The 17,363-nt window shown below is 73.4% G+C and carries 22 protein-coding genes and 1 tRNA gene; 4 read left to right on the forward strand and 19 right to left on the reverse strand.

Annotation, left to right across the window (positions count from 1 at the left end):
• Positions 1-147: 147 nt before the first annotated feature.
• From ACFO3Q_RS01105 to ACFO3Q_RS01115, 3 genes are all read right to left on the reverse strand, one after another.
• A complete protein-coding gene (locus tag ACFO3Q_RS01105; protein ID WP_377002987.1) occupies positions 148-273 on the reverse strand; it encodes an entericidin A/B family lipoprotein in 126 nt (41 codons plus the stop codon).
• Between the two features lie 140 nt (positions 274-413).
• Positions 414-1,337, reverse strand: coding sequence for an arginase (rocF, locus tag ACFO3Q_RS01110; RefSeq protein ID WP_377002726.1), 924 nt, complete (start codon positions 1,335-1,337; stop codon positions 414-416).
• On the reverse strand, positions 1,334-1,741 hold the full coding sequence (locus ACFO3Q_RS01115; RefSeq protein WP_377002728.1) for a rhodanese-like domain-containing protein: 408 nt from the start codon (positions 1,739-1,741) through the stop codon (positions 1,334-1,336). Before ACFO3Q_RS01115 ends, rocF begins: the two co-directional genes overlap by 4 nt.
• A 154-nt stretch (positions 1,742-1,895) precedes the next feature.
• Here ACFO3Q_RS01115 and ACFO3Q_RS01120 point away from each other — a divergent pair, with 154 nt between their 5' ends.
• Positions 1,896-3,866 carry a monovalent cation:proton antiporter family protein gene (locus tag ACFO3Q_RS01120; protein ID WP_377002729.1) on the forward strand — a complete coding sequence of 657 codons (1,971 nt, stop codon included), beginning with the start codon at positions 1,896-1,898 and terminating at the stop codon, positions 3,864-3,866.
• A 34-nt stretch (positions 3,867-3,900) separates the two neighbouring features.
• Here ACFO3Q_RS01120 and ACFO3Q_RS01125 read toward each other — a convergent pair.
• The 4 genes from ACFO3Q_RS01125 to ACFO3Q_RS01140 form a co-directional block, all read right to left on the reverse strand.
• Positions 3,901-3,976, reverse strand: a tRNA-Thr gene (locus tag ACFO3Q_RS01125).
• Positions 3,977-4,020: 44 nt separating this feature from the next.
• Positions 4,021-4,674: an SPOR domain-containing protein gene (locus ACFO3Q_RS01130; protein WP_377002731.1), complete on the reverse strand. Its 654-nt coding sequence runs from the start codon at positions 4,672-4,674 to the stop codon at positions 4,021-4,023.
• A 19-nt stretch (positions 4,675-4,693) separates the two neighbouring features.
• Positions 4,694-5,431 carry a type III pantothenate kinase gene (locus tag ACFO3Q_RS01135; protein ID WP_377002732.1) on the reverse strand — a complete coding sequence of 246 codons (738 nt, stop codon included), beginning with the start codon at positions 5,429-5,431 and terminating at the stop codon, positions 4,694-4,696.
• 165 nt (positions 5,432-5,596) lie between these two features.
• Entirely contained in the window at positions 5,597-6,613 is a 1,017-nt protein-coding gene (locus ACFO3Q_RS01140; protein WP_377002734.1) for a biotin--[acetyl-CoA-carboxylase] ligase, read from the reverse strand.
• 133 nt (positions 6,614-6,746) lie between these two features.
• Here ACFO3Q_RS01140 and ACFO3Q_RS01145 point away from each other — a divergent pair, with 133 nt between their 5' ends.
• Entirely contained in the window at positions 6,747-7,019 is a 273-nt protein-coding gene (locus ACFO3Q_RS01145; protein WP_377002998.1) for a hypothetical protein, read from the forward strand.
• On the forward strand, positions 6,986-7,843 hold the full coding sequence (locus tag ACFO3Q_RS01150; protein ID WP_377002988.1) for a M90 family metallopeptidase: 858 nt from the start codon (positions 6,986-6,988) through the stop codon (positions 7,841-7,843). The genes ACFO3Q_RS01145 and ACFO3Q_RS01150 overlap by 34 nt, the downstream gene beginning before the upstream one ends.
• 10 nt (positions 7,844-7,853) lie before the next feature.
• On the opposite strand, the gene ACFO3Q_RS01155 is transcribed toward ACFO3Q_RS01150, so the two are convergent.
• The 4 genes from ACFO3Q_RS01155 to dusA all read right to left on the reverse strand — a co-directional run bounded on the left by ACFO3Q_RS01155 (position 7,854) and on the right by dusA (position 11,453).
• Positions 7,854-9,251 (reverse strand): ATP-binding protein, encoded by a 1,398-nt coding sequence (locus tag ACFO3Q_RS01155; protein ID WP_377002735.1) that lies wholly within the window; start codon positions 9,249-9,251, stop codon positions 7,854-7,856.
• A gap of 73 nt (positions 9,252-9,324) precedes the next feature.
• Entirely contained in the window at positions 9,325-10,005 is a 681-nt protein-coding gene (locus tag ACFO3Q_RS01160) for a response regulator transcription factor (protein WP_377002736.1), read from the reverse strand.
• Positions 10,006-10,065: 60 nt separating this feature from the next.
• Complete coding sequence (locus tag ACFO3Q_RS01165; RefSeq protein WP_377002738.1) at positions 10,066-10,368, reverse strand: PepSY domain-containing protein; 303 nt, start codon at positions 10,366-10,368, stop codon at positions 10,066-10,068.
• Positions 10,369-10,505: 137 nt separating this feature from the next.
• Entirely contained in the window at positions 10,506-11,453 is a 948-nt protein-coding gene (dusA, locus tag ACFO3Q_RS01170) for a tRNA dihydrouridine(20/20a) synthase DusA (protein ID WP_377002989.1), read from the reverse strand.
• 167 nt (positions 11,454-11,620) lie between these two features.
• On the opposite strand from dusA, the gene ACFO3Q_RS01175 reads away from it, so the two are divergent.
• Complete coding sequence (locus ACFO3Q_RS01175; protein ID WP_377002740.1) at positions 11,621-12,259, forward strand: HAD family hydrolase; 639 nt, start codon at positions 11,621-11,623, stop codon at positions 12,257-12,259.
• A 212-nt stretch (positions 12,260-12,471) separates the two neighbouring features.
• Here ACFO3Q_RS01175 and ACFO3Q_RS01180 read toward each other — a convergent pair whose 3' ends face one another.
• From ACFO3Q_RS01180 to ACFO3Q_RS01215, 8 genes are all read right to left on the reverse strand, one after another.
• On the reverse strand, positions 12,472-12,870 hold the full coding sequence (locus tag ACFO3Q_RS01180; RefSeq protein WP_377002741.1) for a hypothetical protein: 399 nt from the start codon (positions 12,868-12,870) through the stop codon (positions 12,472-12,474).
• Positions 12,871-12,969: 99 nt separating this feature from the next.
• A complete protein-coding gene (locus ACFO3Q_RS01185; RefSeq protein ID WP_377002743.1) occupies positions 12,970-13,404 on the reverse strand; it encodes a hypothetical protein in 435 nt (144 codons plus the stop codon).
• A gap of 344 nt (positions 13,405-13,748) precedes the next feature.
• The gene (locus ACFO3Q_RS01190) at positions 13,749-14,012 is read right to left on the reverse strand and encodes a hypothetical protein (protein WP_377002744.1); all 264 of its coding nucleotides are present in this window, start codon (positions 14,010-14,012) and stop codon (positions 13,749-13,751) included.
• Positions 14,013-14,083: 71 nt separating this feature from the next.
• Positions 14,084-14,803, reverse strand: a complete 720-nt coding sequence (locus ACFO3Q_RS01195; RefSeq protein WP_377002745.1) for an HAD family hydrolase — start codon at positions 14,801-14,803, stop codon at positions 14,084-14,086.
• Between the two features lie 49 nt (positions 14,804-14,852).
• Positions 14,853-15,842: a glutathione S-transferase family protein gene (locus tag ACFO3Q_RS01200; protein WP_377002747.1), complete on the reverse strand. Its 990-nt coding sequence runs from the start codon at positions 15,840-15,842 to the stop codon at positions 14,853-14,855.
• Positions 15,842-16,042, reverse strand: coding sequence for a hypothetical protein (locus ACFO3Q_RS01205; RefSeq protein WP_377002748.1), 201 nt, complete (start codon positions 16,040-16,042; stop codon positions 15,842-15,844). Before ACFO3Q_RS01205 ends, ACFO3Q_RS01200 begins: the two co-directional genes overlap by 1 nt.
• Before the next feature lie 95 nt (positions 16,043-16,137).
• Positions 16,138-16,446, reverse strand: a complete 309-nt coding sequence (locus ACFO3Q_RS01210) for a hypothetical protein (RefSeq protein WP_377002749.1) — start codon at positions 16,444-16,446, stop codon at positions 16,138-16,140.
• Between the two features lie 142 nt (positions 16,447-16,588).
• Positions 16,589-17,257, reverse strand: a complete 669-nt coding sequence (locus tag ACFO3Q_RS01215; protein ID WP_377002750.1) for a histone H1-like repetitive region-containing protein — start codon at positions 17,255-17,257, stop codon at positions 16,589-16,591.
• Between the last annotated feature and the right edge of the window lie 106 nt (positions 17,258-17,363).

Genomic DNA, 17,363 nt, shown 5'->3' on the forward strand with positions numbered 1-17,363 from the left:
GCAGTGTAAGCGATCGTCCCGCCCGCCCCCGGCGGCCCCCGCCGGAAATGACGACGGGCCGCAGGGCGGCCCGTCGTGGCGTTGCCGCGGCAGGTTCGCGCGCACCGGGAACGACCGGTCGCCGCGCGGTGGCTGCCGCTGCGATGCTCAGTTGCGGTTGCGCTGCGCCGAGTCCTCGAGGCGGTCGCCCGCACCCTGGATGTCGCGGCCAGCGCCTTCCACCGTGTTGCAGGCGGACAGGAAGGAGGCGGCGAACCCGGCGAGGAGCAGCATCAGAACGGTCTTCTTCATGGAGTGGACCTCTCGGTGGGTGGTATCGATGTCGCGCCAGGCGACCGCCTGTCGCACGCCTTCAGCCTGTTCATGCCGCGGTGAAGCAGGCGTCAATCGCGCGCGGCCCGGGCCGCGCACGTTCAGTCGCGCATCAGCGTCGACTTGCCGAACAGGCTCTCCACCAGATCCACCGCCAGCAGGCCGCTGCGGTTGTGCTCGTCGTAGGCCGGGTTGAGCTCGACGATGTCGAGCGAGGCCATGCGCCCGCAGTCGGCGATCATCTCCATCACCAGCTGCGCCTCGCGGTAGGTCGGGCCGCCCGGCACCGTGGTGCCGACGCCGGGCGCGATGGTCGGGTCGAGGAAGTCGATGTCGAAGCTCACGTGCAGGTGCGTGTCCGGCGTCATGTCGGCCAGCGCCTGCTCCATCGCCCTGCGCATGCCGTGCTCGTCGATGAAGCGCATGTCGTAGATGTCGAGCCCGTGCTGCCTGACCAGGCGCTTCTCGCCGGCGTCCACCGAGCGGATGCCGACCTGCTTGATCTCCTTCGGGTCGATCGCCGGCGAGGTGCCGGTCAGGTGCGTCAGCGGCTCCGGGCCGATGCCGCACAGGCAGGCCAGCGGCATGCCGTGGACGTTGCCGGTCGGCGTGATCTCGCTGGTGTTGAAGTCCGAGTGCGCATCCAGCCACAGCACCCGCAGCGGCCGCCCGTTGCGCCGGCAGTGCGCGGCGACGGCGCCGACCGAGCCCATCGCAAGGCAGTGGTCGCCGCCGAGCATGACCGGGAAATGGCCCTGCTCCAGCTCGGCGAGCACCGCGCGGAAGACCGCCTGGTTCCACTCCACCACCTCGTCGAGATGGCGGTAGCCGGCGACCGGCGGCTGCCAGGGATTGTGCGGGCCCCCGAGGTTGCCGCGGTCGTGCACGGTGAGGTCGAGCGCGCGCAGCGCCTCGATCAGCCCCGCGACGCGCAGCGCCTCCGGGCCCATGGAGGCGCCGCGGTGGCCGGCGCCGACGTCGGTCGGCACGCCGATGACGGCGAGGGGAGCGGTGGGACGGGTCATTCGGTGGCGTCTCCTTGTGGTCGTGGGTCGGGCCGCGCCACCGAAAGTCCCGCGGCCTCCCAGGCCGGGTAGTCGCCCTCGAGGTAGCGCACGCGGAAGCCCCGCGCCTCCAGCTCGGGCCCGGCGATGCGCGAGCGCCGCCCGCTGCGGCAGTACAGCACCAGTTCGCGCCCCGCCTCGAGTCGGTCGGCGAGCTCGCCGACCCGGTCGTGCGGCAGCGAGACCGCGCCCGGCACGTGGCCGGCCGCGTATTCCTCCTCCGAGCGCACGTCCACCACCAGCGGCGGCGTCGGCCGTTCGATCTCGGCGGCCAGCGCATGCGGCGGCAGCGCGTCGCCGGCGTGCGCGCCCGGGAGGGCGAGGCAGGTGGACAGGGCGAGGATCAGGCTCGGGATCGTGCGCATGACGGCGCTCCGGAGGATGGCGGCGCGATCTCCCGAGTGTAGTGACTGCGCATGACGGATCATGTGCGAACGCACACGCGCGCCTGTCAGACCGCGCACACCATGGCCGTGGTAGATGTAGCGTTCGCGCGCGATACGAGGGAGATGCGACCGGATGGAACACGGCCTGCTGCAGGTGCTTCTGCTTCTCGGCGTGGGCGTGGCGTCGGTCGTGCTGTTCCAGCGGCTGCAGATCCCCACCAGCCTCGCCTATCTGATGGTCGGCCTGCTGCTCGGGCCCTTCACCTTCGGCCCGGTGGTCGACGGCGAGCCGCTGCGCGTGCTGGCCGAGTTCGGCATCGTCTTCCTGCTGTTCACCATCGGCCTCAACTTCTCGCTGCCGCGGCTGCTGGCCCTGCGCCACCAGGTGCTCGGGCTCGGCACGGCGCAGGTGGCGCTGTGCACCGGCGCGGTCATGCTGCTGGCCTGGGGCGCGCTCGGCCTGCCATTGGCCGCGGCCTTCGTGGTGGGCGCGGTGTTCGCGCAGTCCTCGACGACCATCATCAGCAAGCAGCTCGCCGAGCAGGGCGAGGAGGACTCGCGGCACGGCCGCCTGGGCACGGCGATGTCGGTGTTCCAGGACGTGACCGCGGTGCCCTTCGTGGTCGTGATCCCCGTGCTGGGCACCGCCGCCTCCGCGCTGGAGCTGGGCGGCACGCTCGGCCTCGCCCTGCTCAAGGCGCTGCTGGCCCTGCTGCTGGTGTTCTTCGCGGGGCGCCGCCTGCTGAGCCCGCTGTTCCATGTCGTCACCCGCGGCCGCTCCGCCGAGGTCTTCACCCTCACCGTGCTGCTGGTGTCGCTGGCGGCCGGCTGGGTCACCAACAGCCTCGGCCTGTCGATGGCCTTCGGCGCCTTCCTGGCGGGCATGGTGCTGGGCGAGACCGAGTTCCGGCACCAGGTCGAGAGCGCCATCCGCCCGTTCCGCGACGTGCTGCTGGGCCTGTTCTTCGTGGGCATCGGCATGCTGTTCGACCCAGCCATCCTCCCCGACGTCTGGCTGTGGGCGCTGCTGGGCACGCTGGCCCTGCTCGCGAGCAAGCTGCTGATCGTGGCGGCGATCGTGCGCGCGGCGGGCATCGACGCGGTGACCGCGTGGCGCACCGGCCTGGTGCTGGCGGTCGGCGGCGAGTTCGGCTTCGCCCTGCTCGCCATCGCGCTGGGCAACGGCGCCCTCGACGAACGCACCGGGCAGGTCGTGCTGACCTCGGTGCTGTTCTCGATGGTGATCGCCCCCTTCCTCATCCGCCACAGCGAGGCCATCGCCCGCCGCCTCGCCCTGCGCGCGCCGCCCCCCGACCACGCGGACGTGGCGCGTCCGGGGCCGGACATGGCGGGCACCTTCGCCGACCACGTGCTGATCTCCGGCTACGGGCGCGTCGGCCAGAGCGTGGCGCACTTCCTGGAAGGCGAGGGCATCCCCTTCGTCGCGCTGGACCTGGACGCGCACCGCGTGCGCGAGGCGCACCGCGCGGGCGAACAGGTGTACTACGGCGACGCCACCGAGGCCGCGGTGCTGGAGGCGGTGGGCCTGCTGCGCGCGCGCCTCATGGTCATCAGCAACGACGACATCGGCGGCGCGCTCAAGACCATCCAGCAGGTCCGCGCGCTGCGCCCCGACCTGCCGATCATGGTGCGCACCCGCGACGAGACCCACGTGGACGCGCTGCGCGAGGCCGGGGCGACCGAAGTCGTGCCGGAGACGCTGGAGGCCGGGCTGATGATCGCCTCGCACGCCCTGCTCATGCTCGACGTGCCGCTGGCCCGCGTGTTCCGCACCATGCAGGCGCAGCGTGCGGAGAAGTACCGCCTGCTGCGCGGCTACTTCCGCGGCGACGCGGTGCCGGAGGACGGCGGCCTGGGCGAGGAGGCGCGCCTGCGCCCGATCACCGTGTTCGCCGGGGCGCCCGGCGCCGGACATACGCTGGAGGAGCTCGGCCTGCTCGCCGGCGACGTCAGCGCCGTGGTCCGCGCCGGCGAACGCACCGTCTCGCCCCCCACCGACTTCCGGCTGCTGCCCGGGGACATCGTGGTGCTGTTCGGCTCCACCACCGAACTCGACAGCGCGGAGCGCAAGGTCGCGGGATGAGCGGCCGCGCGGGCGGACGCTGCGGGAGGACGACTGGTGCCGGCACTCAGACTCGAACTGAGGACCTACCGCTTACAAGGCGGTTGCTCTACCAACTGAGCTATGCCGGCCGGGCCCGGGATTCTACGCGAAGCGGCGGTGCCGGGGCCGCGAGTCAGAAGCAGTCGATCGGGCGCGCCTCGATGCCGGCGTAGCCGCCGAGGGCGGCGCGCCAGTCGAAGTCCTCGGTGGTGGCGATGTCGACCCACCACTGCGGCACCTCCTCGGTGCGCGGTTCGAGCGCGGCCTCGTAGCCGAGGTTGCGGATCTCGTCGCGCCGCGACTCGGCGTTGCGCAGGTCGCGGAAGAGACCGAGCGAGACCGTGTTCTCCTGGGCGCCGGCGGTCACGACGTAGTAGTCGCGCACGCCCTGCGCGGCGAGCCGGCGCGCGCTGTCGAGGGCGGCCTCGCGGCTGGGCGAGGCCGGAAGGTACACGCGATAGCCGCGCACGGCGTTGCCGCGCGTCTCGCGGTACTGGATGCGGCCGACCCCGGGCGAGAGCGTGTCCATCACCCGGCGCATGTCGGCCGGGGTCTGCAGCGGACCGAGGCTCAGGCACACGGGGCTGGCCTCGATCGGTTCGGGCGCCGCGCTGGCCTCCGCCTCGGGAAGATGGCGGCTGCGCTCGGCCTCGCTGAGCAGCACCAGGCGCGGCGCCGCACGCTCGGGCGGCAGGGGCGCGGCGGCGTCGGCGCGATGCAGCGCCCACCAGGCGGCGGCACCCAGGTTCATGACCACCAGCAGGACGACCAGCGAACGGACGAGCATCCGTGGATTGTACGGCCCGTCAGCCGCGTGCCGCGGCGTAGACCGCGAGCCCTTCCAGCACGAGGTCCGGCGCGGCCTGGTGCGGCACGCCCAGGCCCGGCGCCAGCGCCTGCGCGCCGCCGCCGACCAGCAGCAGGGTCGGGGCGCGCCCGAACAGGGCGCAGGCGCGCGCATGGCTGCGCTCGACCAGGGCCGCGGCGGCGCCGAGGCAGCCGCTGGTCAGGGCGTCCACGGTGTCGTCGGCGAAGTCCACCCAGCGCCCCGGTGCGACGTGGAGCTGCGCTGCGCGTTCGCCCAGGGCGGCGTGCATCAGCGCCGGCGACGGCGCGATCAAGCCGCCGTGGTGGCGGCCGTCGCGGTCGAGGGCGTCGATGGTGAGCGCGGTGCCCACGCTCGCCACCAGCCAGGGCCCGCCGCCGCGCGCATGCGCGCCGAGCAGGCCGAGGAAGCGATCGACGCCCAGCCGCGCCGGCTCGGGATAGGCCACGCGGACGCCGCCGAGCGCCGCCCGCGTGATCGCGCGTTCGGTGGGGACGCCGTGGCGGGCGATCAGCGCGGCCACGCGCGCGGTGAGGTCCGGATGCGCCACCGAGGCCAGCAGGGCCACGTCGGCGCGCGGCAGGCCGGCGAGCGCCGCATCGAAGGCGCCTTCGAAGTCCGCGTCCACGTGCGGGACCGCACCGCGCTGCACGAGGCCGTCCGGCCCGAGCACGGCCCACTTGAGCCGGGTGTTTCCGAGGTCGACGAGCCAGGTCATGCGGAGCGGGTTGCGGAGGGCGCGCCAGCATAGAGCCTGCCGCGCGCGTTGAAAGGGGCTGCCGCGGCCGTCGGCCGGCCTGCAGCAGGGCGGCGGGACGGACGTCGGCGCGGAGGCGGGCTGCGCGGACGCCGCTGCAGCCGGACGCATTCCGCCCCCTCACGCTCACAGGCGCAGGCTGACCTCGCCCGCGTGCCAGACGCGCTCGCGGTCGGCATGGCGCACGCGCAGCCCGCCATCGGGGGCGATGCCCAGCGCCTGACCCTCGTGGACCTGACTGCCGGCGACGATCCTGACCGTGCGGCCGCGCAGCACGTCGAGCGCGGCGAAGGCGTCCTGCAGCGGCGCCAGCCCCTCGGCGTCGAAGGCCTCCAGCATCGGCACGAGCCGCGCGACCAGGGCCGCGGCGACCGTGTTGCGGGCGGGCAGGTCCTGCCCCGCGAGCCCGGCCACGTCGCACCAGGGCTGGTCGATGGCGGCCGCCACCACCGCCGGCAGGCGCATGTTGATGCCGATGCCGACGACCGCGCGCACGGGCCCACCCGCCTCGCCGCCGAACTCGATGAGGATGCCGCCGAGCTTGTGCAGCACGCCCTCGCGCTCGACGACCAGGTCGTTCGGCCACTTCAGGCCGACCTGGGCGAGGCCGAGAGCGTGCAGGGCCTGCGCCACGGCGACGCCGACCGCCAGGCTGAGCCCGCCGAGGCGCACGAGCGGCGCCTCGAAGCGGCGCTGCAGGGACAGGTAGAGCGATGCGCCGAGGGGCGAGGCCCAGGCGCGACCGCGGCGGCCGCGGCCCGCCGTCTGGCGCTCGGCGAACAGGACCTCGGTGGCGGCCGGCGCCGGGCGACGCAGCAGCACGCTGTTGGTGGAATCGACGCTCCAGGCGACCTCCAGCCGCGCCAGGCTGCGCCGTACCGCCGGCGGCAGCGCGCCGGCGATCGTCTCGGCATCGAGCAGGCCCAGTGCGGCCAGCGCGGAGGGGGCGGCATAGCCCACGCCGGGGCGGGCGTCGATCTCGACGCCGCCGGCGCGCAGGGCCTCGACCCGCTTCCACACCGCCGCGCGGGTCACGCCCAGCTCGGCCGCCAGCGCGCCGCCCGAGACCGGCCCGGCCAGCAGCCGGGCCAGCAGGGCGCGTTCGCCCGCATCGGAAGGGTCGGGAAGGAAGGGCTCGGACATGGCGGAAAGGCCAAAGCCGCCAGTCTGCCGGAATCCGTTCATCCGGGGCACGCTGCACGCGGCCCCAAACCCCGTTACACTCGGGCGGTTCCGGCATACGCCGGCCGGTCCGCATCCATGGGGGAAGTCCGGTGTGAACAGGTTCATCCTGACATCTGCGTTGTTCCTCTCCGCGCCCACCGCGGCGCTGGCGCTGGACGCACCGGCCACGACCGGGGAGCCCTGCCCGCCGCACACCAGCAGCGAGAGCCGGCAGGCGCCGGACGGCTCCGACGAGGGCGCCGCCAGCCGCGCGCCGTCCAGCTCCGGCACGCCCGCCCGCGCGGACGGCGGTGGCGCCGAGACCGGCCTGCCGCGTTCCAGCCAGCCGCGCTGGCACAGCTTCCTGCCGGGCATGATCCGCTGATTCCACCCGCGCGGCCGCGTGCCGCGCCGTCCGCACGCATGCCGCTGTCCTTCCTGCGCCGCCTGGGTGCCCGCCTCGCCTCCGGCCGCCCGCCCGCTCCCGTCGCCGACACCGACTGGGACGCCCTCCTCCGGACCAACCCCTTCGTCGCTGCCCTGGATGCCGGACGGCAGGCCCGGCTGCGCGAGCTCGCGGCACGTTTCCTGGCCGACAAGGCGATCACGCCGGTGGACGGCTTCGCGCTGGACCCGCTGCAGCGCCTGACCCTGGCGAGCCTCTGCTGCCTGCCGGTGCTGGAATGCGGCTATCCGCAGCTGGCCGGCTGGTCGCAGGTGGTGGTCTACCCCGCAGCGTTCCGGGTCAACCGGCAGCAGCACGACGACGCGACCGGCGTCCTCACCGAGTGGGAGGACGAACTCGCCGGCGAGGCCTGGAGCGACGGGCCGCTGATCCTGTCCTGGGCCGACATCGAGGGCGACCTTGCCGACCCGGGCGGCGGCTTCTGCGTGGCGGTGCACGAGATCGCCCACAAGCTCGACCTCCGCGACGGCGTGCTCGACGGCACGCCGCTGCTGCCGCGCGACTGGCAGCGCGCGTGGGCGCGCGACTTCCAGGCCGCCTTCGACGCCTTCGCAGCGCGCGTGGACGCCGGCGAGGAGACGCCGCTCGACCCCTACGCCGCGGAAGCGCCCGAGGAGTTCTTCGCGGTCGCCAGCGAGTACCACTTCTCCGCGCCCGACCTGCTCGCGGCGGAGATGCCCGCCGTGGCCGCGCACCTGCGCCGCTTCTACGGCGACTCGCCGATGGCCGCGCGCCCCGCCTGAGCGGGACCGGTCAGAGCCCCGGCGGGAAGGTCACCAGGAAGCGGGCGCCGCCGAGCTCGGTGGATTCCTCCACCCGGATGGTGCCGCGATAGGCGCGCACGATGTCCTGCACGATGGCCAGGCCGATGCCGTGCCCCTGCACCCGCTCGTCGCCCCGCACCCCGCGCTGCAGCAGGCGCTCCACGTCCGCAGGCGCGATGCCGGGGCCGTCGTCCTCGATGGAGAACTGCACGCCGTTGCGCTTCTCGCCGCCCTGCACGGTCGCCACCACCAGCAGCACGCGCTTGTTCGCCCACTTGAAGGCGTTCTCGAGCAGGTTGCCGAGCAGCTCCTGCAGGTCGCCCGGCTCGCCGTAGAAGCGCGCGGTCTCGTCGAACTCGAACTCGCACAGCACGCCCTTCTCGGCGTAGACCTTCTCCAGGCTGCGGACGATGTCCTCGGCCGCCGGCTCGATCTCCAGCGGCGCGGCGAACAGCTGGTGGCCGGTGGTGGCGGCGCGCGAGAGCTGGTAGCTCACCAGGTCGCTCATGCGCTGGATCTGGGTGGCGACCTCGGCGCGGAACGCCGCGTCGTCGGTCTCCGACTCCAGGCGCGAGCGGATCACCGCCAGCGGCGTCTTCAGGCTGTGCGCCAGGTCGGAGAGCGTGTTGCGGTAGCGGTCGAGATGCTCGCGCTCGCTCACGATGAAGGCGTTGATGCTCTCGGCCAGCGGCTCCAGCTCGCGCGGGCGGGCCTCCGCCAGCCGCTGGGCGCCGCCGCGCTGCACGCGCGCCAGCTCCGCGACCACCCGCCGCAGCGGGCGCAGGCTCCAGCGCAGCACGCCGGTCTGCAGCAGCAGAAGGACCAGGCCCGCGCCGCCGAGATAGCCCCACAGCGCGCGACGGAACACGTTGATCTGGCGGTCGAGCGCCGCGGCGTCCTCGATGATCGCCAGCGTGTAGTCGATGTGGCGCTCGTCGTCCTCGTAGCCGACGCCGCGCGAATAGATGTAGAACTCGGCCGGGCTGTCGCCGGCCTCGGCGACGGGCGAGCGGATCGGCCCTTCGAAGACCTCGACGTTGATCGGCAGCACGATCACGTCCGGCAGCTCGCGGCCCGCGGTGGCGGCCGAGGGCGAACGCCACTGCGCGCCGCCGACCACCACGGCGTAGAGGCCGCTGCGCGGGGTGTCGAATCGCGGGTCCGGCGGATACTCCGGCGCCACCAGCTCGTTGCTGCGCCGGTAGAAGTCGATGCTGCCCAGATAGGCGTAGGCGTAGCTCTTCAGGCGCTCGCGCATGGTCGCCTGCGCGGTCTCCACGAACGCGCGGTCGAGCGCGTACCCGGTGAGGCCCAGGAAGGCGACGAAGCCGAGGCTGGCGGCCAGCAGCTGGCGCGCCTGGAGCGAGAGCGTGCGGAAGAAGGTCACGGGGCGCGATTATCCGCCAGATGGCCCCGGGCGTGCGGGACCGGGGCACCGGACGGCCCCGGCCCGCATGGCATCACTCGTTGCGCGGGATCGCGAAACGGTAGCCGCGGCCGCGCACGGTCTCGATCGGCTTGAGCTCGCCCTCGGGGTCGAGCTTCTTGCGCAGGCGACCGATGAACACCTCCAGCACGTTGGAGTCGCGGTCGAAGTCCTGCTGGTAGATGTGCTCGGTGAGGTCGGCCTTGGAGACCAGTTCGCCCGCGTGCAGCATCAGGTACTCGAGCACCTTGTACTCGTAGCTGGTGAGGTCGACGTTGTTGCCGTCCACGGACACCGTCTGCGCGGCGAGGTCGAGCTTGATCGGCCCGCACTCCAGCGACGGCTTGCTCCAGCCCGCGGCGCGGCGCATGAGCGCATTGATGCGTGCGAGCAGCTCCTCGACGTGGAAGGGCTTCACCAGGTAGTCGTCGGCGCCGTGCTTCAGGCCCTCGACCTTGTCCTGCCAGCTCGAACGGGCGGTGAGGATCAGGATGGGGAACTTCATGCCCTCGCCGCGGAGCGCGCGCACGAGGTCCATGCCGGACATCTTCGGCAGGCCGAGGTCGATGATGGCGACGTCGAACGGGACTTCGCGACCGAGGTAGAGACCTTCCTCGCCGTCGCTCGCCGCGTCCACGGCATAGCCTTCGCGCTTGAGCCGGGCAGCCAGCGTCTCGCGGAGTGGAGCCTCGTCCTCGACGAGCATGATGCGCATCAGTGTCCTCCCAACAGAACGACGGCCCGCAAGGGCCGACCAGGTGTTCAGGGTTCAGCGTTACTCGTCGCGGGAACGTGAATCGGGCCGCCGCTCGCGATCGTTGCGGCGCCGCGGATCGTCGGTCACCACGCGCACGCGGCCCTCGGGCATCAGCACCTTGACCCGGTTCACCTCGCGCCCGTTGAAGGGGCGGGTGTCGGCCCGCAGCACCTCGCCGCCGGTCTCGCGCTCGACGCGCTGGATCGACTCCCGCAGCGACGGCCCGTCGCGACGCGGCTCGGGGCCCTGCTGGGCGAACGCCAGCGGGCTGGCGCACAGGGCCAGGGCGGCGAACAGGCGATGACGCGAAACGCTCGGCATGGCGACGGATGGTAGCGGGCTTGGGAGGAATCGTGAAGGCAGCCTTCACCGCACCGAGTCTGGGTGCCGCGCGGTGAATCCGCACTTAAAGAATCCCGCGGCGGTTCAAGCACTTCAGCCGCCGTGCGGGCGGCGACTCAGGCGGCGTCTCGCGCCGGGCCCCGGGTCGCGGCGAGGGCGTCCTGCAGCAGCGCCCAGGCATCCGTCTCCCGATGCGCGCGCTCGCTCAGCACGCGCCGGTAGGCGCGTCCGCCGGGCTGGCCGTGGAACAGGCCGAGCAGCGGCTTCACCAGCGCGGCGACCGGATCACCGGCGGCGCGGCGTCCCGCGAAATAGGACTGCAGGTCGTCCAGCAGCGCCTCGCGCGGCCGCAGCGGCACGCCGTCGAGCGCGTGCTCGATGCGGTGCAGGACGTAGGGGTCGTGCCAGGCCGCGCGGCCGAGCATGACGCCATCTACATGGGCGAGCTCCGCACGGACCGCCTCCACGTCGGCGAGGCCGCCGTTGAGCACCACCACCAGGTCCGGGCGCTCGCGCTTCAGCCGACGCGCCCAGTCGTAGCGCAGCGGCGGGATCTCGCGGTTCTCCTTCGGACTCAGGCCCTTGAGCCATGCGTTGCGGGCGTGCACCACGAACACGCCGCAGCCGGCGTCGGCCACGGTTTCGACGAAGCCGCGGAACAGCGCGTAGTCGTCCTGGTCGTCCACACCCAGCCGGCACTTCACCGTGACCGGCACGCTCGTCGCGGCACGCATCGCGGCCACGCAGTCGGCCACGAGCGCGGGCTCCTTCATCAGGCAGGCGCCGAAGCGTCCGGCCTGCACGCGGTCGGATGGGCAGCCCACGTTGAGGTTGATCTCGTCGTAGCCCCACTCCTCGCCCACGCGCGCGGCGGCGGCGAGGGCGGCAGGCTCGCTTCCGCCCAGTTGCAGCGCCACGGGATGCTCGGCCGGGTCGTGACCGAGGAGCCGCGCGCGGTCGCCGTGCAGCACCGCATGCGCATGCAGCATCTCCGTGTAGAGCCGCGCCGACGGCGCGAGCAGGCGATGGAAGCGGCGGCAGTGGCGATCGGTCACGTCGATCATCGGCGCCACGCACAGCCGCCAGCCACGCGGGTCGTGGGACGCGGCGCGACCGGGCTGCGCGGGAGCGGAAGGGGCGGAAGGCATGTCCATCGGGCGCATTATCCGGGCGGCCGCGGATGCGTGCATCGGAGGCGGGCGATCGCGTTCAGCCGGGTACAGTCCCGCGCATGACCGCACACCCGCGCCCGCCCCGGGCGGTTCTCTTCGACGTCTTCGGCACCCTGGCCCGCATCGGTGCGCCGCGGCATCCCTACCGGGGCCTGCTGCGCGCGCTCGCGCGCACCGGGCGTGCGCCGCAGCGGGAGGACCGGCGCCTGCTCATGAGCCGCCCGCTCGACCTTGCCCAGGCAGCGGAGGCGCTCGGCGGCGGCTGTCCCGACACGGAGCTGGCCCGCCTGCAGGCGGAGCTCGACGGGGAGCTGGCATCCATCCGGCTGTTCCCGGACGCCGCGCCGACGCTGCACCGCCTGCGCGCCGCGGGCCTGCGCATCGGCCTCTGCTCCAACCTCTCCCTGCCCTATGCCGCTCCCGTGCAGCGGCTGCTGCCGGTCGCAGTCGACGCCAGCCTGTGGAGCTTCGAGGTCGGCGCGCTGAAGCCGGAGCCGGCGATCTTCGACGCCGCCTGCCGCGCGCTGGCGGTCCCACCGGAGGACGTGCTGATGGTCGGCGACACCCTGGCCGCCGACTGGCACGGCCCACGCGCGGCCGGCATGCGCGCCCTGCACCTGGTGCGCCACGGCGTCGGCGTCACCCCCGACGGCATCGCCAGCCTCGCCGAACTGCCGGCGCGGCTGGGGGTGGAGTGAGGGATTGGGGCTCAGGGCTCAGGGCTCAGGGCTCAGGGCTTGGGGCTTGGGGCTTGGGGCTTGGGGCTTGGGGCTTGGGGCGCGGGGCGCGGGGCGCGGGAAGCGGGAAGCGGGAAGCGGGAAGCGGAAATGAGCGTCGCGGCGAGCGCGCTACGCCACATCAGCCCTGTGCCCTACGCCCCAAACCCTATGCCCTGCGCCCCGCCCAGCCATCAACGCCACCCGCGGCGGTCGTGCCCGCGTCCGTGGCCATGGCCGCGACCGCGGTGGTCGTTGCGGTGATGGTGATGGTGGTGCTTCGCGTGGGAGCGCCTGTAGTCGCCGTGCCAGTAGCGGGGCGGCGGCGGGGCGTAGTAGCGCGGCGGCGGCGCGCGGTAGACGACGACGGGCGGAGGCGGCGGCGCGTAGTGGTAGTAGCGGGGACCGTAGGGCCCGTGCGCGACGTAGAGCGGCGCGCGCGTGTGGCGGTAGTAGGGACGCCCGGCGCTGAACAGCACGTCGCCCAGGTCGACGTAGATGCGCACCCTGTCGCGCGCTTCCGCGGGTGCCGGGACGAAGGCGGATCCGGCCGCGAACACGGCCGCGAGGGCGAGGGAAGCGAGCTTGCGCATGGCGTGACTCCCGTGTGATTGGAAGGAGCCTCGCGTCGCGGCGGTGAACCGGTCTTTAACCCCGCCGCCCCCTGCGCCGGCCGTTCAGCCGGCGGCCGCTCAACGGGCCCGCTCGATGGTGAACCGGCCGAAGCCGACGCCGAGGTCCCAGCCCCGCCCGACGCCGGACAGGGCGAGCGAGACCTCGCCCTTGGTGACCACCATGGCCTTGGAGGAACGCACTGCGCCCGCGTGGGCCTCCGCGCTGGCGTAGTTGCCCAGGGTCTGGCCGATGTCGACCACGCCGCTGAACTCGCCGACGCCGTTGTCGATGCTCGAACGGCCGAAGGTCAGGCCCCCGCCCTTCGCGCTGATGCGCACCGCCATGCTCTGGCCGTTGTCGCAGCGGATGGTGCCGTTGCCCGAGGCAGTCTTGTAGAAGGCGGACCAGCCGCTGAGGGAGAACGTCATCCGGCACTTCACCTCGTTCGCGCGGGCGGAGGCGCTGGCGGCGAACAGCGCGGCGGCGAGGAGGACCAGGGTCGGCATGCGCATGGTGCGATCTCTCGGTGGCGGGACGGCGGAACTCTACCCGCAGCACCCGCACCGACGCCCGCCGCCGCTGCCTTCGCGAGGGCGCCGTTCAGCGCGCGTTCCTCGCCAGCGGCAGGCGCACGCGCGGCCATGCGACGCGGCAGCACCGCGCCCCGATGGGCACCCTGACCGGGCGCTCGTCCGCGGCGTAGGCATGCCCGGCAGGCACGCGCGCATCTGCGCCGCAGGCGCTGAAGCGGGCCGTCGCGCGCCGGCGGCGTCATCGGGACGGACCGCGCCCGCACAGGGCTGCGCCGGCGCATCCCGCGCGTGGACAATGCCTGCCGCGGGACGCGCGCCTGCGCTCAGAAGTCGTCGTCGGCCTGGTCGAGCCGGCGCCCGAGCCCGCCGTCCTCGCCCTCGGCCTGTTGGGCATCGCGCACCTCGCGCGGTGCCCCGGTCTGCTCCGGGTCGGGAATGCCGCCTTCGATGATGTCCGCGCCCGGCGTGGTGGGCGGGATGGCGGGGCCGCCGCCGTCCACCTGCCTGTAGAGGCTGCCGTCGTGGCGTGCGCAGGCCGCGACGAGAAGCGTGAGGACGATGGCGAGCGAGGCGGTACGCAGCGGCATGGGGTCGTCGATCCGGATGGCCCGATGCCGGACGCTACCCGGGCGCACCGTCCGACGGCGTGAACGCCGGCTCAGGCGCGCGCGCGCAGCCGCGCCAGCGCCGCCGGAATGTCGGCCGGGGTCGCCGCCTGCTCCACCTGCGGCGCGTCCGCCGCGACGTCGGCCTCCAGCTCGTGGGCCCAGGTCGAGTGGTAGGGCATGTAGACCCCCCAGCCGCCGAGCGCGATCACCGGCGCGATGTCCGAGCGCAGCGAGTTGCCGACCATCGCGAACCGCGCGGCCTCGATGCCGAACTCGTCGAGCAGCCGCCGGTAGCTGCGCACGTCCTTCTCGGACACGATCTCGATGCGGTGGAAGAGGTCCCCCAGCCCCGAGGCCGCCACCTTGGCCTCCTGGTGGAACAGGTCGCCCTTGGTGATCAGCACCACGCGGTGGTGCTCGGCCACGGCGGCGACGGCCTCCCGGATGCCGGGCAGCAGCTCGACCGGATGCGCGAGCACGTCCTTGCCGAGCACGACGATGCGGTGGATGTCGGCCGCGTCGATGCGCCCGGCGGTGACGCCGATGGCGGCTTCGATCATCGACAGCATCATGCCCTTCGCGCCGTAGCCGAAGATGCCGATGTTCTGCCGCTCGACGTCGTACAGGCGCGCGCGGAGCGCGGCGTCGCCGATGTCCACGTAGCGCGCGAGGATGCGCTCGAACTCCGCCTGCGCAGCGTCGTAGAAGTCCTGGCTGCGCCAGAGGGTGTCGTCGCCGTCGAAGCCGACCAGTTCTATGTCCACGCGCATGCCCGCCGTCGAAAGGCGGCGATGGTACGCCCTGCGCCGGCCGGCGGCGCTACCCCGGCGCGCCGAGCCGCGCCCGGCCGTGCGGCGCGTCCAGGTCCTGCACCGGCCCCGCCGGCACCACGCGGCTGGGATTGATCCAGTCGTGGCTGCGGTAGTAGTGGTTCTTGATGTGCTCGAAGTCGCAGGTCTCGCGCACGCCGGGGTGCTGGTAGAGGTCGCGCAGGTAGCCCGACAGGTTCGGGTAGTCCGCGATGCGGCGCAGGTTGCACTTGAAGTGCCCGTGGTAGACCGCGTCGAAGCGCAGCAGGGTCGTGAACAGCCGCCAGTCCGCCTCGGTGAGCCGGTCGCCGCACAGGTAGCGGCGCGCGGCCAGGTGGCTCTCCAGCCAGTCGAGGGTCTCGAACACGCCCGCCACGGCCGCGTCGTACTTGTCCTGGGCGGTGGCGAAGCCGGCCTTGTACACCCCGTTGTTGAGGGTGTCGTAGATGCGCGCGTTGTAGCCGTCGATCTCCTCGCGCAGGGCCTCGGGGTAGTAGTCGCCCTCGCGGGCGCCGACGCCGTCGAAGGCGCTGTTGAGCATGCGGATGATGTCGGCGGACTCGTTGCTGACGAGGGTGCGCCGCTGCGTGTCCCACAGGACCGGCACGGTCACCCGGGTCGTGGCGCCCGGCTCCGCCAGGGTGTAGAGCTCGTGCAGGCAGCGCACGCCGTTGACGGAGTCCGGGATGGTCCCGGGCGCCTCGGCGAAGGTCCAGCCCTCGTCGCCCATGAACCAGTGCACGACCGACAGGCCGATCATCCCGTCCAGGCCCTTGAGCCGGCGGAAGATCAGCGTGCGGTGCGCCCAGGGGCAGGCGAGCGAGACGTAGAGGTGGTAGCGGCCCGGTTCGGCGGCGAAGCCGCCCTCGCCGTCCGGCCCGGGCGCCCCGTCGGGCGTGATCCAGTTGCGGAAGCGGCTCTCCTCGCGCTTGAAGGCACCGCCGGTGGCGCTGGTGTCGTAGCCCTGGGTCGTCCAGACCCCGTCGACGAGGCGGCCCATCAGTCGTCCGCCCGCAGTCGGTCGAGACGGGCACGCCCCTTGGCGGTCAGCACCGCGTGGCCCGGCGAACCGCCGTCCCGCTGCGCCAGCCCGGCATCGACGAGCGTGTCGACGACGCCCTTGGGAAGCTGTTCGCCGTGTTCGATGGCCTCGAGGTTGGCGAGCGTGGCGTTCGGTTCGTGGTGCCCTGCGGGATCCATGGTCGTCCTCCGGGAAAACGGCAGCGCGGCACAGTATCGGCGGGCGCCCGCATGGGGAAGGTCAAGGACGGTGCGCGTGGAAGAGGAGACGCGCCTCACTCTTCGCGGGTCGTGTCTTCGTGGTGCTCGTGGTCGTCGCCGTCGTCGGCCTCGCGCTCGGCGTCCTGGGCGTGGTCGGCGCTGCGCCAGACCTCGTACTCGGCCTGCGAGATCGTGCCGTCGCCGTCGGTGTCGATGGCGTCCCATTCGGCGGCCAGCCGCTCGTGGCCGCCGGCCTCCTCCCGGCTCACCCTGCCGTCGCCGTCGGCGTCGAGCTGGTCCCAGGACATGTGGTCGGTGGCGAGGACGGGCCCTGCGGCGAGCACGGCGGCGGCGACGGCCGCGCGGATCGATGCGGGTGTCATGGCTGCTCCTCCTGTACGGATGCCGGGCCGGCACGGCCCGTGTCCCGCGACCCTTCCGCCGCCCGCGTACAGGGGAGGTGAGCGTTCGTCCGGCCCGCCCGGACGAGGACGGGCGGCCCGGGCCGCCCGCCCCGCCGCGACCTCAGCGCTTGCCCTTCCTGGCGGCGCCCTTCTTCGGCAGCGCCTTGCGCGGGACGGCCTTGCGGACGACGGCGGTCTTCCGGACCGCGGCCTGCTTGCCGATGGCGCGGCCTGCCGCCTTCTTCGGGGAGGCCTTCCTCGCGGCCGCCGTCTTCGGGGCGACCTTGCGCGCCGCGGCCTTCTTCGGCGCCACCGTCTTCGAGGCGGCCTTCCTTGCGGAGCCCTTCTTCGGTGCGACCTTCTTCGGCGCGGTCTTCTTCGCGACGACCTTCTTCGCGACAGCCTTCTTCGTCGCGGTCTTCTTCGCCGCGGTCCTGCCGACGGCGCCCTTCCTCGCGGGCGCCTTCTTCGCTGCCACCTTCTTCGCTGCCACCTTCTTCGGCGCGGCCTTCTTCCCCACGCTCTTCTTCGCCGCGGCCTTGCCGGCCGCCTTCTTCGCGGGGGCCTTCTTCGCGGCGCCCTTGCCGGTGGCCGACGTGCCGGCCGCCGCCTTCCGGGCCGGAGCCTTCTTGCCCGCCGTCTTCTTCGCGACCGCCTTCTTCGCCGGCGCCTTCGCGGCCCTGCGCGTCGAGCGCTTCGGCGCGGCGGTGCGGGCAGGCGCCGGATCCGCGGCCGTCGTCGCCTCCGCGCCGGTCACGGCGCCGAGGCCGCCAGCGACCGCCTCGCCCACGCGCTGGACGGTCTCCTGGACCGCGGCCACGACCGGCTCGGCCACCTCCAGCACCGCGCTGCCCACCCGCTGCGTCGTCTCAGCGACCGTCTCCACCGTGCTGGTC

It is taken from the genome of Coralloluteibacterium thermophilum, assembly GCF_042654365.1.
GTDB lineage: Bacteria > Pseudomonadota > Gammaproteobacteria > Xanthomonadales > Xanthomonadaceae > Coralloluteibacterium > Coralloluteibacterium thermophilum.

Coding starts and splice junctions, on each gene's coding strand:
- ACFO3Q_RS01105 (WP_377002987.1), bottom strand. CDS start 273: ATGCTGCTCCTCGCCGGGTTCGCCGCCTCCTTCCTGTCCGCCTGCAAC.
- rocF (WP_377002726.1), bottom strand. CDS start 1,337: ATGACCCGTCCCACCGCTCCCCTCGCCGTCATCGGCGTGCCGACCGAC.
- ACFO3Q_RS01115 (WP_377002728.1), bottom strand. CDS start 1,741: ATGCGCACGATCCCGAGCCTGATCCTCGCCCTGTCCACCTGCCTCGCC.
- ACFO3Q_RS01120 (WP_377002729.1), top strand. CDS start 1,896: ATGGAACACGGCCTGCTGCAGGTGCTTCTGCTTCTCGGCGTGGGCGTG.
- ACFO3Q_RS01130 (WP_377002731.1), bottom strand. CDS start 4,674: ATGCTCGTCCGTTCGCTGGTCGTCCTGCTGGTGGTCATGAACCTGGGT.
- ACFO3Q_RS01135 (WP_377002732.1), bottom strand. CDS start 5,431: ATGACCTGGCTCGTCGACCTCGGAAACACCCGGCTCAAGTGGGCCGTG.
- ACFO3Q_RS01140 (WP_377002734.1), bottom strand. CDS start 6,613: ATGTCCGAGCCCTTCCTTCCCGACCCTTCCGATGCGGGCGAACGCGCC.
- ACFO3Q_RS01160 (WP_377002736.1), bottom strand. CDS start 10,005: ATGCGCATCATGCTCGTCGAGGACGAGGCTCCACTCCGCGAGACGCTG.
- ACFO3Q_RS01165 (WP_377002738.1), bottom strand. CDS start 10,368: ATGCCGAGCGTTTCGCGTCATCGCCTGTTCGCCGCCCTGGCCCTGTGC.
- dusA (WP_377002989.1), bottom strand. CDS start 11,453: ATGATCGACGTGACCGATCGCCACTGCCGCCGCTTCCATCGCCTGCTC.
- ACFO3Q_RS01175 (WP_377002740.1), top strand. CDS start 11,621: ATGACCGCACACCCGCGCCCGCCCCGGGCGGTTCTCTTCGACGTCTTC.
- ACFO3Q_RS01180 (WP_377002741.1), bottom strand. CDS start 12,870: ATGCGCAAGCTCGCTTCCCTCGCCCTCGCGGCCGTGTTCGCGGCCGGA.
- ACFO3Q_RS01185 (WP_377002743.1), bottom strand. CDS start 13,404: ATGCGCATGCCGACCCTGGTCCTCCTCGCCGCCGCGCTGTTCGCCGCC.
- ACFO3Q_RS01190 (WP_377002744.1), bottom strand. CDS start 14,012: ATGCCGCTGCGTACCGCCTCGCTCGCCATCGTCCTCACGCTTCTCGTC.
- ACFO3Q_RS01195 (WP_377002745.1), bottom strand. CDS start 14,803: ATGCGCGTGGACATAGAACTGGTCGGCTTCGACGGCGACGACACCCTC.
- ACFO3Q_RS01200 (WP_377002747.1), bottom strand. CDS start 15,842: ATGGGCCGCCTCGTCGACGGGGTCTGGACGACCCAGGGCTACGACACC.
- ACFO3Q_RS01205 (WP_377002748.1), bottom strand. CDS start 16,042: ATGGATCCCGCAGGGCACCACGAACCGAACGCCACGCTCGCCAACCTC.
- ACFO3Q_RS01210 (WP_377002749.1), bottom strand. CDS start 16,446: ATGACACCCGCATCGATCCGCGCGGCCGTCGCCGCCGCCGTGCTCGCC.